This window comes from Massilia suwonensis, from assembly GCF_042655665.1.
Taxonomy (GTDB): domain Bacteria; phylum Pseudomonadota; class Gammaproteobacteria; order Burkholderiales; family Burkholderiaceae_D; genus Telluria; species Telluria suwonensis.
Genome location: NZ_JBHSMR010000013.1, coordinates 1,401,064 through 1,414,075, shown reverse-complemented (window position 1 = coordinate 1,414,075; position 13,012 = coordinate 1,401,064). Strand labels below are relative to the sequence as shown.

The following is a 13,012-nucleotide window of genomic DNA, read 5'->3' as shown; positions in this document are numbered from 1 at the left end:
GAAAGGAATGATTCATGAATAACGCGGTTGATACACCGTCAGGGCCGATCACCGGCGCTGAAATCGTCGTGCGTTGCCTGGCCGAGGAGGGCGTCAAACACGTCTTCGGCTATCCCGGTGGCGCGGTGCTGTACATCTACGACGCCATCTTCCAGCAAGACAAATTCCAGCATGTGCTGGTCCGCCACGAACAGGCAGCCGTGCACGCGGCCGACGCCTATTCGCGCAGCTCGAACACCGTCGGCGTCGCCATCGTCACCTCCGGTCCGGGCGTTACCAATGCCGTCACCGGCCTCTCGACCGCCTACATGGACTCGATCCCGATGGTCGTGATCAGCGGCCAGGTGCCGAGCCATGCGATCGGCCAGGATGCCTTCCAGGAATGCGACACGGTCGGCATCACCCGCCCCGTGGTCAAGCACAACTTCCTGGTCAAAGACGTCAAGGAGCTGGCTTCGACGCTGAAGAAAGCCTTCTTCATTGCCCGTACCGGCCGTCCCGGCCCGGTGCTGGTCGATATCCCGAAGGACATCAGCATGCACAAATGCATGTTCGAGTATCCGCGCGAAATCGAGATGCGCTCCTATAAACCGGTGGACAAGGGCCATACCGGCCAGATCCGCAAGGCCGTGCAATTGCTGCAGAGCGCCGAGCGTCCGATGATCTATGCGGGCGGCGGCGTGATCCTGGCCAATGCCTCGAACGAGCTGAATCGCCTGGTCGACAAGCTCGGCGCGCCGATCACCAACACCCTGATGGGCCTGGGCGGTTCGCGTTCGACCGACGACCGCTTCGTCGGCATGCCCGGCATGCACGGCACGTATGAGGCGAACATGGCGATGCAGCACTGCGACGTCCTGATCGCGATCGGCGCCCGCTTCGACGACCGCGTGATCGGCAATCCGAAGCACTTCGCCAGCCATCCGCGCAAGATCATCCACATCGACATCGATCCGTCCTCGATCTCGAAACGGGTCAAGGTCGACATCCCGATCGTCGGCAACGTCAAGGAAGTGCTGACCGAATTCCTGGCCCAGCTCGATGCCGCCGGCAGCACCCGCTCCAACCCGGACGCGCTGCGCGACTGGTGGAAGCAGATCCAGGAATGGCGCGGCCGCGAGTGCCTGAAGTACGAGTCCTCCGATCTCGTCATCAAGCCGCAGTCCGTCATCGAAAAGCTGTGGCAGGTGACCAAGGGCGACGCCTTCATCACCTCCGACGTCGGCCAGCACCAGATGTGGGCCGCGCAGTACTACCCCTTCGACAAGCCGCGCCGCTGGATCAATTCCGGTGGCCTGGGCACGATGGGCGTCGGCCTGCCGTACGCGATGGGCGTGCAGATGGCGAACCCGGATGCGACGGTCGCCTGCGTGACGGGCGAAGGCTCGATCCAGATGTGCATCCAGGAGCTCGCGACCTGCAAGCAGTATCACCTGACGCCGAAGATCATCCTCCTGAACAACCGCTTCCTGGGCATGGTGCGCCAGTGGCAGCAGATCGACTACGGCTCGCGCTATTCCGAGTCGTACATGGACTCGCTACCGGACTTCGAGAAGCTGGCCGAGGCCTATGGTCACGTCGGCATGCGCATCGAAAAGCCGGGCGACGTCGAGGGCTCGCTGCGCGAAGCCTTTGCCATGAAAGACCGCCTGGTCTTCATGAACTTCATCACCGACCAGAGCGAGAACGTCTGGCCGATGGTCAAGGCCGGCAAGGGCCTGTCTGAAATGCTGCTCGGATCGGAGGACCTGTAAATGAGACACATCATCTCGGTTCTCCTGGAGAACGAAGCCGGCGCCCTGTCGCGCGTGGTGGGCCTGTTCTCGGCACGCGGCTACAACATCGAAACGCTGACCGTGGCGCCGACCGAAGACGCGACCCTGTCGCGCATGACGATCGTGACTTCCGGCTCGGACGACATCATCGAGCAGATCACCAAGCACCTGAACCGCCTGATCGAAGTGGTGAAAGTGGTCGACCTGACCGAGGGCCAGCACATCGAGCGCGAGCTCATGCTGATCAAGGTGCGGGCGGTCGGCAAGGAGCGCGAAGAGATCAAGCGCACCGCCGACATCTTCCGCGGCCGCATCATCGACGTCACCGAGAAGAGCTACACGATCGAACTGACCGGCGCCAAGAGCAAGCTCGACGCGTTCATCGACGCCATCGACCGCGCCTCGATCCTCGAAACCGTCCGTACCGGCGGCTCCGGCATCGGCCGCGGCGAACGCATCCTGAAAGTCTGATGCATCGATTTGGTGGGCACGGGGCGCCCACCCTACGTTGCTGACTACGATGACGACGTAGGGTGGGCGGCTCCACCGCTCCGATTGAATAACACGAAACGCCGGCGCCGCCCACGCGTAACGCCCGCACACAACGAACATAAAACAAAGGAATGACCATGAAAGTTTTCTACGACAAAGACTGCGACCTCTCCCTCGTCAAAGGCAAGAACGTCGCCATCATCGGCTACGGCTCGCAAGGCCACGCGCACGCCCAGAACCTGTCCGAATCGGGCGTCAACGTCACCGTCGGCCTGCGCCGCGGCGGCGCTTCCTGGAACAAGGTCGAGCAGGCCGGCCTGAAGGTTGCCGAGGTCGACGAAGCGGTCAAGAACGCCGACATCATCATGATCCTGCTGCCGGACGAGAACATCGCCCAGGTCTACAAGGAAAACGTCGAGCCGAACGCGAAGCAGGGCGCCGTGCTCGCCTTTGCCCACGGCTTCAACGTCCACTACGGCCAGGTCGTGCCGCGCGCCGACCTCGACGTCATCATGATCGCCCCCAAAGCGCCGGGCCACACCGTGCGCAGCACCTACAAGGGCGGCGGCGGCGTGCCGCACCTGGTCGCCGTCTACCAGGACAAGTCCGGCGCCGCACGCGACATCGCGTTGTCGTATGCGATGGCCAACGGCGGCGGCCGCGCCGGCATCATCGAGACCAACTTCCGCGAAGAGACCGAGACCGACCTGTTCGGCGAACAGGCCGTGCTGTGCGGCGGTACCGTCGAGCTGATCAAGGCCGGTTTCGAGACCCTGGTCGAAGCGGGCTACGCGCCGGAAATGGCCTACTTCGAGTGCCTGCACGAGCTCAAGCTGATCGTCGACCTGATCTACGAAGGCGGCATCGCCAACATGAACTACTCGATCTCGAACAACGCCGAATACGGCGAGTACGTGACCGGTCCGAAAGTCGTCACCTCGGCGACGAAAGAGGCGATGAAGCAGTGCCTGAAGGACATCCAGACCGGCGAGTACGCGAAGAGCTTCATCCTCGAGAACAAGGCCGGCGCCCCGACCCTGATCTCGCGCCGCCGCCTGACCAGCGAGCACCAGATCGAGGAAGTCGGCGCCAAGCTGCGCGCGATGATGCCGTGGATCGCGAAAAACAAGCTGGTGGACCAGTCGAAGAACTGATCACGGAGGGACAGGTTTCGTAAGGAGCCGATATCAGTTGCAACTTTCCATTACAAAATCACGATGGAATGGAACACGACGGTATCGTATAAGTAATGCCACTTTACTTAGCTCTGGAGAAACCATGTCCCTTCCAAAACTGTTCATCATCACCAGCCTGGTGCTGGCAGCCCACGCCGGCGCGCAGACGCTGCCCGCACCAAGCACCTCCGGCACGATGGTCATCGTGCCGGCCAACGGCGAAGTGCGCCACGCCAACGACGAGGCGACCGTCACCTTCGCCGTCGAGGAATTCGACAAGGATAAGGCGGCAGCGGCCGCCCGCGTCAACCGCAAGATGAAGGAGGGCACCGAGATCGTGCGTCGCGCCGATCCGAAGGCCGAGCTGAAGACCCAGGGTTATTACACCTACCCGGTCTACCCGGAGCCGCCGGTGCAGCCGCTGCCGGCCAGCCGTACGCCCGTGAAGCCGGTGCCGTCGGGCTGGCGCGTCGGGCAGTACCTGGAGGTGAAGACGACCAGCCTGGCCGAGCTGCCGAAGACCGCAGCCGCGGCGCAGAAGGTATTGCAGATCAATGGGATCAACTTCGGCCTGGCGCCCGCGACCGAGAAGAAGCTGGATGACCAGCGGATTGCCGAGACCTACCGCAACCTGAACGAGCGCATCGTCTCGATCGCGCGCGCAATGGGCCGCAATCCGGCGGATGCGGTGATCGACACGGTCGATTTCGAGGGTTCGGGCAATTATGGCGGCCGTCCGGAAATGCAGATGATGGCGGCTGCCCCGCGCATGAAGACGGCGGACGACGCGATGTCGGAACCAAGTTTTGAACCAGGAGAAACAACGTTGCAAATGCGTCTGGTAGGCAAGGTGAAGTTCAAGTAAGAAGCCATCTCAGCGGCGACACCGTTTGCTGATATGGATTCCAATAGTATCCGTTCGCTAACATGCCGTTCCCGCCTCTATAATGGTGGCAACGGCGTGCAGTATGTAACAGCGCGCAAACACTATTTGAATACGGAACCTTATGCCAGCCTTTCCACGACGTAAGAAAAATGGAACAGCGCCCCGCGCGCCACGATTTGCCCGCCTGAAGCGCTTCGGCCGCCGTGCCGAAGACCGGCAGGGCAAGCGCGGCCGCGGCATTTATCTGCTGCCGAACGCCTTCACGACCGGCGCACTGTTCTGCGGTTTCTACGCGATCGTGATGGCGATGAACCAGCGCTTCGAGCACGCCTGCTGGGCCGTGTTCATCGCCATGATCCTGGACGGGCTGGACGGGCGCGTGGCGCGCCTGACGAATACGCAGTCGGAGTTCGGCGCGCAGTACGACAGCCTGTCGGACATGGTCTCGTTTGGGGCGGCGCCGGCGCTGGTGATCTATGAATGGTCGCTGCGCGGTTTGGGCAAACTGGGCTGGATTGCGGCGTTTGTCTACTGCGCCGGCGCGGCGCTGCGCCTGGCGCGCTTCAACACCAACATCGAGGTAGTGGACAAGCGCTTCTTCCAGGGCTTGCCCAGCCCGGCGGCGGCGGCGCTGGTGGTCGGTTTCATCATGTTCATGACCGACCCGGACATCAACATCAGCGCGCGCCAGGTGGACTGGGTGAGCTGGTGCATCGCGGTGTTCGCCGGCCTGACGATGGTGTCGAACGTGCCGTTTTATAGCTTCAAGGACGTGAACTTCCGCAAGTCGGTACCGTTCATCGTGGTGTTCCTGATTGCCCTCGGCTTCGCGCTGGTGGCGATCGATCCGCCGAAAGTCCTGTGGCCGATTTTTGTAGTGTACGGTTTGTCGGGCTATGTGGTGTTCGTGCTGCAGCGCGCCCGCGGCAAGCGGGTCAGCATCATTCCGACCGACGAACCGATCGAAGACAGCGAGCGCCGGTAGGTCCCCGCCAGGGTCGACCGGGCGGCGCTCTTTACTAACCAGCGCCAACCGGAGTGCATCATGTTCGACCCGAATCGTCTTATCATTTTCGACACCACCCTGCGCGACGGCGAGCAATCGCCGGGCGCCTCGATGACCAAGGACGAAAAAGTCCGCATCGCGCGCCAGCTCGAACGCCTGCGCGTGGACGTCATCGAAGCCGGCTTCGCCGCCGCTTCCCCGGGCGACTTCGAGGCCATCCGCGCCATCGCCAGCGTCGTGCGCGATTCCACCATCTGCTCGCTCTCGCGCGCCAACGACCGCGACATCGCCCGCGCCGCCGAAGCGTTGCAACCTGCCGCCCGCAAGCGCATCCACACTTTCATCGCGACCTCGCCGCTACACATGCAGATGAAGCTGCGCATGGAGCCGGAGCAGGTGCTGGAGCAAGCCAAGCTGGCGATCCGCTATGCCCGCAACCACACCGACGACATCGAGTTCTCGCCCGAAGACGGCAGCCGCTCGGAAGAGGACTTCCTGTGCCGCGTGCTGGAAGCCGTGATCGCCGAAGGCGCGACCACCATCAACTTCCCCGACACCGTCGGCTACGCCACGCCCGAAGTCTTCGGCGAAACCATCCGCCGCCTGCGCGAGCGCGTGCCGAACTCCGACAAGGCCATCTGGTCGGTGCACTGCCATAACGACCTGGGCCTGGCAGTCGCCAACTCGCTGGCCGGCGTCGCCATCGGCGGCGCGCGCCAGATCGAGTGCACCATCAACGGCCTGGGCGAACGGGCGGGGAACACGGCGCTGGAAGAAGTCGTGATGGCGCTGCGCACCCGCGCCGACTACTACAAGCTCAGCGTCGGCATCGACACCACGCAGATCGTGCCGGCTTCTAAAATGGTCTCGCAGATCACGGGCTTTGCGGTGCAGCCGAACAAGGCGGTGGTCGGCGCGAATGCCTTTGCCCACGCTTCCGGCATCCACCAGGACGGCATTTTGAAGGCGCGCGAAACCTACGAGATCATGCGCGCCGAAGACGTCGGCTGGCATGCCAATAAAATCGTGCTCGGCAAGCTCTCGGGCCGCAACGCCTTCAAGGCGCGCTTGCAGGAACTGGGCATCGACCTGGAATCGGAAGCGGAAGTGAATGCCGCCTTCGCCCGCTTCAAGGAGCTGGCCGACCGCAAGAGCGAGATTTTTGACGAGGACATCATGGCGCTGGTGTCGGCCGAGGACCACGCGCAGGAAGGCGAGACCTTCCGCTTCGTCTCGCTGGCGCAGCGTTCGGAGACCGGAGAACTGCCGCATGCGCGGGTCGTGTTCGCGATCGACGGCACCGAATACACCTGCGAGGGCAGCGGCGACGGTCCGGTCGATGCGACCGTGAACGCCATCGAAAGCCAGGCCAAGACGGGCGCGGACCTGATTCTCTTCTCGATCAATGCGATCAGCAACGGCACCGAGTCGCAGGGCGAGGTGACGATGCGCCTGTCGCGCCAGGGGCGGATCGTGAACGGGGTGGGGGCGGATCCGGATATCGTCGTGGCCTCGGCGAAGGCGTATCTGTCGGGCCTGAACAAGCTGCATTCCAAGGTCGAAAAAGCGCACCCGCAGCTCTGAACGGCAAATCGCGGCGGGTGCACGCCGCTCGGGTGCGCCACGCCTGCCGGCCCGGCCCCATACTCGGCGCATGAACAAGCTCATCCTGTGCATCGCCGCCGTCGCCCTGGCCGGATTGCTGTCCGCCTGCTCGCCGCTGTCGCTGGTGAACGCCGTCTCGCCGGCCGGCAGCGTCCAGGCCAGCTCCGCCATCCGCTACGGCAGCGACGCGCGCAACATGCTCGACGTTTACCGGCCTGTGGCAGGCCTAGAAAACGCCCCCGTCATCGTCTTCTTCTTCGGTGGTAATTGGGTCAGCGGCAAGCGCGAAGATTACGCCTTCGTCGGCCGCGCACTGGCGGCGCGCGGCTTCGTCGTCGTAGTGCCCGACTACCGGCTGTACCCGCAAGTGCGCTATCCCGACTTCCTGCTCGACGGGGCCGGCGCCGTCGCCTGGACCGTGCGCGAGATCGCCCGCTATGGCGGCGATCCGCAGCACATCTTCCTGATGGGCCACAGCGCCGGCGCCTACAACGCGGCGATGCTGGCGCTCGATCCGCGCTGGCTGGGGAAAGAGGGCCTGGACCCGAAGCTGCTGCGCGGCTGGATCGGCCTGGCCGGCCCCTACGACTTCCTGCCCGTCACCAACCGCACGACGCAACCGGTCTTCAATGCGCCCGACACGCCGCCGGATTCGCAGCCGGTCAATCACGTGAGTGCATCCGCTCCGCCTGCGCTGCTGATTGCCGCGAACAAGGACAGTGTCGTGAACCCTGCGCGCAATACCGGCGGCATGGCGGCGAAGCTGCGCGCCTATCACGTGCCGGTACGCGAACTGTACGTCGACGGCGTCGGCCATGCGACGCTGGTCGCGTCGCTGTCGAATTCGCTGAAGGGACTGGCGCCGACGCTCGATGCGGTGGAACGCTTCGTGCGCAGCGACGGAGACAACTGAGTCCTACCAGCCCTTGCGGTCGCGCACGTCGAACATCGGATCCGGCCCATTCATCATCTGCCGCACGATACCCTGCTGGTCGAAGTGCACGTGCATCAGCGAATTCCATACGCCCGCCTCCTTGTAACGATACGACCAGACCTCGTAGTTGCGCAGGTGCACGTGAGAGATCTCGGCCGGACGCCCGATCGTGCGCAGGACATCGCCCTTGTTGGCCTGGTCGACCTTGATGGTGGCGAACTTTTCGCCGGTGAGCACCTGCTCGTAGGAGAGCAGCCGGCCGTCCGGCCCCATGTGGGCCATGAACGTGAACTGGCCGAAGGGGGCGGTGGCGTATTCCAGGTTCTGGCCGCCGTCGGGGAGGGGATAGGCCGCCGTCGGCTGCCCCAGCTTGGTGGTGACGGCGGCAAGCGGGTCGCCCAGGCGCGGCGTTTCCTTGAAGATCGGCCCGGCGCAGCCGGCCAGGGAGGCGGACAAGGCGAGGGCGGCGCAAAGGCTTGTCGTTCTGATCATTTTGTTCATGAAATCCTCCGCAAGGGGCCCGAAAACCCCATTATGGAGGAGATCGGGGCCAGCAAATGCTGGTGATGCCATCCGTTTTCGCATATACTGGCGGGTCTGTCCGCAAGGGCAGGTTTTTTTAATCAAATCACGGTGCGCTGGGTTCCGACTCTTGCACCGCATGTGAAAGGTAACATCATGACCGTTGAAAACATCAACAAGTCGGCCATCATCGCCGACAACGCACGTGGCCAGAACGATACCGGTTCGCCGGAAGTCCAGGTCGCACTGCTGACCGCACGCATCAACGAACTGAACGGCCACTTCAAAGCCCACCAGAAAGACCACCACTCCCGCCGCGGCCTGATCATGATGGTCAACCGCCGTAAGAGCCTGCTGGCCTACCTGAAGCGCAAAGACCTGAACCGTTACCGCGACCTGATCGCCAAGCTCGGCCTGCGTAAGTAATTTTTGCGCCAGACGGCTTGAAGTCACGAAATGCCTGCGTCAGTCCAACTGTCGCGGGCATTTTTTGTTTGCGCCGTCCATAGAAACACGTAGTAAAGGCGGTCCCCGGGACCGTCTGCGGTGAGGTGAACGACAGCTCCTGAAAATCTGTCGGCAAATAGAAAGGGATTACCAATGTTTAATAAAGTTACGAAGACCTTCCAGTACGGTCAACACACCGTCACCCTGGAAACCGGTGAAATCGCCCGTCAAGCTTCCGGCGCCGTCATCGTGTCGGTCGAAGATACCGTCGTGCTGGCCACCGTCGTCGCCAAGAAGGATGCCAAGCCGGGCCAGGACTTCTTCCCGCTGACCGTCGATTACATCGAAAAAACGTATGCTGCCGGTAAAATCCCGGGCGGTTTCTTCAAGCGCGAAGGCCGTCCTTCCGAAAAAGAAACGCTCACCTCGCGCCTGATCGACCGTCCGATCCGCCCGCTGTTCCCGGAAGGCTACCTGAACGAAGTCCAGGTCATCATCCACGTGCTGTCGGTCAACCCTGAAATCGATCCGGACATCCCGTCGATGATCGGCGCCTCGGCCGCCCTGTGCATCGCCGGCATCCCGTTCAACGGCCCGATCGGCGCCGCCCGCGTCGGCTACGCCAACGGCCAATACATCCTGAACCCGACCACCACCCAGCTGAAAACCTCGCAGATGGACCTGGTCGTCGCCGGCACCGAAACCGCCGTGCTGATGGTCGAATCCGAAGCGCAGCAGCTGTCCGAAGAAATCATGCTGGGCGCGGTCGTCTACGGCCACGACCAGATGCGCGCCGTCATCGACGCGATCCACGCCCTGGTCGAAGAAGGCGGCAAGCCGGAAGTCGAATGGACCGCCCCGGCCAAGAACGAAACCCTGATCGCCCAGGTGTCCGAGCTGGCCTCGGCCAAAGTGCGCGAAGCCTACCAGACCCGCGAAAAGTCGGCACGCCAGCAAAAGCTGAAGTCGCTGTCGTCGGAAGTCATGGCCGCCCTGGCGGAGCAGGGCGTCGACGCGAATGCGGCCGACGTCGGCAACATCCTGTTCGACATGGAAGCCAAGGTTGTTCGATCGCAGATCCTGGAAGGCGAGCCGCGCATCGACGGCCGCGACACCCGCACCGTGCGTCCGATCGAGATCCGCACCGGCGTGCTGCCGCGTACCCACGGCTCGGCCCTGTTCACCCGCGGTGAAACCCAGGCGCTGGTCATCGCCACCCTCGGCACCGCCCGCGACAGCCAGAAGATCGACGCGCTGATGGGCGAGTACACCGACGACTTCATGATGCACTACAACATGCCTCCGTTCGCCACCGGCGAAACCGGCCGTGTGGGCACCCCGAAGCGCCGCGAAATCGGTCACGGCCGCCTGGCCAAGCGCGCGCTGGTCGCAGCCCTGCCGTCGCCGGAAGAGTTCAGCTACTCGGTGCGCCTGGTGTCGGAAATCACCGAATCGAACGGTTCCTCGTCGATGGCATCGGTCTGCGGCGGCTGCCTGGCACTGATGGACGCCGGCGTGCCGATGAAGGCGCACGTCGCCGGCATCGCCATGGGCCTGATCAAGGAAGGCGGCAAGTTCGCCGTCCTGACCGACATCCTGGGTGACGAAGACCACCTGGGCGACATGGACTTCAAGGTCGCCGGTACCACCGCAGGCATCACCGCGCTGCAGATGGACATCAAGATCCAGGGCATCACCAAGGAAATCATGCAGGTGGCGCTGGCGCAAGCCAAGGAAGCCCGCCAGCACATCCTGGGCGAGATGCAGAAGGCCGTGCCGACCGTGAAGACCGAACTGTCGGACTTCGCCCCACGCCTGATCACCATCAAGATCAACCCTGAGAAGATCCGTGACGTGATCGGCAAGGGCGGCGCCGTCATCCGCGCGCTGACTGAAGAAACCGGCACCCAGATCGACATCACCGACGAAGGCGTCGTGACCATCGCATCGGTCGACGCTGCCGCCGGCCAGGAAGCCAAGCGCCGCATCGAAGAGCTGACCGCCTCGGTCGAAGTGGGCAAGACCTACGACGGCACCGTGCTCAAGCTGCTGGACTTCGGCGCCATCGTGCAAGTCATGCCGGGCAAGGACGGCCTGCTGCACATCTCGCAGATCGCCAACGAGCGTGTGAACGCCGTCGCCGACTACCTGAAGGAAGGCCAGCAAGTGCGCGTGAAGGTCCTCGAGACCGACGAGCGCGGCCGCCTGAAGCTGTCGATGAAGGCTGCCGATCCTGTGGAAGGCGCGGCGCAGTAATCACTGCCCGTTCCAACACAAAACCGCCAGTGCGCAAGCCTGGCGGTTTTTTTATTTCTTACGCCGCCTGACGGCCGATCCAGCGCCGGTAGCGCCGCGTCTTGAGCAGCGTATCGACCTGCTGCTCGACAAACGCCCGCAGCGGCGTCACACCTGGATTCGTTCCCTTGCCGCGGCTCATGCGCCGCAACTGATGCTTGACCATCGCCATATAGGCCAGCGAGGCCAGCACCTTGCTGTTCCAGGTGATGGGGCGCAAGGCGGGAACGCTGAGCGCGCCGGCCTTCCACTCGCGCGGCAGGGCGGGATTCAATGCCAGGGCCGTACCGATGCCGACCACGTCGATGCCGCCCTGCAGCACCTGCTCGGCAACCGGCAGGCGGCGGATGCCGCCGGTGACCATCACCGGCATGTCGGCCACTTGCGCGATGTCCTGGGCGAATTCGAGGAAATAGGCTTCGCGCGCCAGCGTGCGGCCGTCGCGCGCCTGGCCGTGCATGGCCGGCGCTTCGTAGCTGCCGCCCGACAGCTCGAGCAGGTCAATCTTCAAGGGGTTCAGCATGCGCACGACCTCGCGCGCATCCTCGGGGCTGAAGCCGCCGCGCTGGAAGTCGGCGGAGTTCAGTTTCACCGAGACGGCAAAGCGCGCGCCGACCCGCGTGCGCACCTCGCGCACTACATCCAGCAGGATACGTGCGCGGTTCTCCAGCGAGCCGCCCCATTGGTCCGTGCGCCGGTTGGTGAGCGGCGACAGGAATTGGCTGAACAGGTAGCCGTGCGCCGCGTGGATCTGCACGCCGTCGAAGCCGGCCTGTTCGGCCAGTACGGCCGTTTCGACGAAGCGCCGCTTGACCTCTGCGATGTCGGCATCAAGCATTTCCTTTGGCGCGCTGAACTGTTTGGAAAAGCGTCCCATGTCCATCGCCACGCTCGATGGCGCGAGCGTCGGCTGGCCGAGCGCGGCCGGCATCTGGCGGCCGGGGTGGTTGATCTGCATCCAGACCTGGGCGCCGCCGGCCCGGGCCGCCTCGGCCCACTGCGCAAAGCGTGCGCGGTGTTCGCCCGACTCCAGCACGACGCCGCCCGGGCCGGTCATGGCGCGGCGGTCCACCATCACGTTACCGGTGATGATCAAGCCGATGTCTCCCTCGGCCCAGGTGCGGTAGAGCCGGATCAGCTCATCGGAGGGTGCATGGTCGGCGTCGGCGAGGTTTTCTTCCATCGCGGCCTTCGCCAGGCGATTCGTCAGGCGGGTGCCGTTCGGCAGTGTCAGGGGAGTAAATGGGCTCATGGCGGCTCCTGGGTTACGATGCACAGGATCGTAAGCCTCAAGTCAACTTGAAGGTCAACAGGTATTTTACGAAATCGTTCGCCACGCAAGGCTTGACCTTCAACTTTACTTCAAGGCTAGGCTTCCCCTTATTTCACCCACGAGATCGATATGAAAATTGGCGAACTTGCAAAGCGCACGGGCCTGTCGGCGTCGGCGATCCGGTTCTACGAGTCGAAAGGGCTGTTGAAATCGGTGGGCCGGCAGTCGAACGGCTACCGCGACTACCCGCTCGATGCCGCCGTGATCCTCGGTATCATCGTCAACGCCCAGCAGACCGGGTTCACGCTCGACGAGATCAAGGCGATCCTGCCGGCGCAGTCCGACGGCTGGCGGCATGACGAGTTGATGGCGACCCTGAACCGGAAGCTGGCCGACATCGAGGCGATGGAGCTGCGCCTGGCGCAGAACAAGGCGCACCTGCGCTCCCTGATCGCGCTGATCGAATCGAAGCCGGCCGACATGGCCTGCAGCGACAATGCCGCCCGTGTGATCGACAGCGTCGAACTGCTCCCGCCCCGGAACAGGAAACAAGCCTCTTGACCTTCAAGCCGGCTTGAAAGCTAGCATCCCCCTCGATCTTT

General features: G+C 63.5%; 12 protein-coding genes. 10 read left to right on the top strand and 2 right to left on the bottom strand.

Features of this window, described 5'->3' with window-relative positions; all coding sequences use genetic code 11:
• Nucleotides 1–14: 14 nt before the first annotated feature.
• From ACFPQ5_RS14360 to ACFPQ5_RS14330, 7 genes are all read left to right on the top strand, one after another.
• A complete protein-coding gene (locus ACFPQ5_RS14360) occupies nucleotides 15–1,754 on the top strand; it encodes an acetolactate synthase 3 catalytic subunit (RefSeq protein ID WP_379756759.1) in 1,740 nt (579 codons plus the stop codon).
• Nucleotides 1,755–2,246 carry an acetolactate synthase small subunit gene (gene ilvN, locus ACFPQ5_RS14355; RefSeq protein ID WP_379756756.1) on the top strand — a complete coding sequence of 164 codons (492 nt, stop codon included), beginning with the start codon at nucleotides 1,755–1,757 and terminating at the stop codon, nucleotides 2,244–2,246. It begins immediately after the preceding gene.
• A 158-nt stretch (nucleotides 2,247–2,404) separates the two neighbouring features.
• A complete protein-coding gene (ilvC, locus tag ACFPQ5_RS14350; RefSeq protein WP_379756753.1) occupies nucleotides 2,405–3,421 on the top strand; it encodes a ketol-acid reductoisomerase in 1,017 nt (338 codons plus the stop codon).
• 124 nt (nucleotides 3,422–3,545) lie between these two features.
• Nucleotides 3,546–4,307: an SIMPL domain-containing protein gene (locus ACFPQ5_RS14345; protein ID WP_379756750.1), complete on the top strand. Its 762-nt coding sequence runs from the start codon at nucleotides 3,546–3,548 to the stop codon at nucleotides 4,305–4,307.
• A 142-nt stretch (nucleotides 4,308–4,449) separates the two neighbouring features.
• A complete protein-coding gene (pssA, locus tag ACFPQ5_RS14340) occupies nucleotides 4,450–5,313 on the top strand; it encodes a CDP-diacylglycerol--serine O-phosphatidyltransferase (protein ID WP_379756747.1) in 864 nt (287 codons plus the stop codon).
• A 60-nt stretch (nucleotides 5,314–5,373) separates the two neighbouring features.
• The gene (locus ACFPQ5_RS14335) at nucleotides 5,374–6,918 is read left to right on the top strand and encodes a 2-isopropylmalate synthase (RefSeq protein ID WP_379756744.1); all 1,545 of its coding nucleotides are present in this window, start codon (nucleotides 5,374–5,376) and stop codon (nucleotides 6,916–6,918) included.
• Nucleotides 6,919–6,988: 70 nt separating this feature from the next.
• On the top strand, nucleotides 6,989–7,852 hold the full coding sequence (locus ACFPQ5_RS14330) for an alpha/beta hydrolase (protein WP_379756741.1): 864 nt from the start codon (nucleotides 6,989–6,991) through the stop codon (nucleotides 7,850–7,852).
• Between the two features lie 3 nt (nucleotides 7,853–7,855).
• Here the strand turns inward: ACFPQ5_RS14330 and ACFPQ5_RS14325 are convergent, their stop codons facing one another.
• Nucleotides 7,856–8,374, bottom strand: coding sequence for a hypothetical protein (locus ACFPQ5_RS14325; protein WP_379756739.1), 519 nt, complete (start codon nucleotides 8,372–8,374; stop codon nucleotides 7,856–7,858).
• Between the two features lie 177 nt (nucleotides 8,375–8,551).
• On the opposite strand from ACFPQ5_RS14325, the gene rpsO reads away from it, so the two are divergent.
• Nucleotides 8,552–8,821: a 30S ribosomal protein S15 gene (gene rpsO, locus ACFPQ5_RS14320; protein ID WP_136218520.1), complete on the top strand. Its 270-nt coding sequence runs from the start codon at nucleotides 8,552–8,554 to the stop codon at nucleotides 8,819–8,821.
• Nucleotides 8,822–8,995: 174 nt separating this feature from the next.
• Complete coding sequence (gene pnp / locus ACFPQ5_RS14315; protein ID WP_379756735.1) at nucleotides 8,996–11,098, top strand: polyribonucleotide nucleotidyltransferase; 2,103 nt, start codon at nucleotides 8,996–8,998, stop codon at nucleotides 11,096–11,098.
• A 58-nt stretch (nucleotides 11,099–11,156) separates the two neighbouring features.
• Here the strand turns inward: pnp and ACFPQ5_RS14310 are convergent, their stop codons facing one another.
• Nucleotides 11,157–12,389, bottom strand: a complete 1,233-nt coding sequence (locus ACFPQ5_RS14310) for an NADH:flavin oxidoreductase/NADH oxidase family protein (protein ID WP_379756732.1) — start codon at nucleotides 12,387–12,389, stop codon at nucleotides 11,157–11,159.
• Between the two features lie 150 nt (nucleotides 12,390–12,539).
• Between ACFPQ5_RS14310 and ACFPQ5_RS14305 the strand changes: the two genes are divergently transcribed.
• Entirely contained in the window at nucleotides 12,540–12,971 is a 432-nt protein-coding gene (locus ACFPQ5_RS14305) for a MerR family DNA-binding transcriptional regulator (protein ID WP_379756724.1), read from the top strand.
• Nucleotides 12,972–13,012 lie beyond the last annotated feature (41 nt).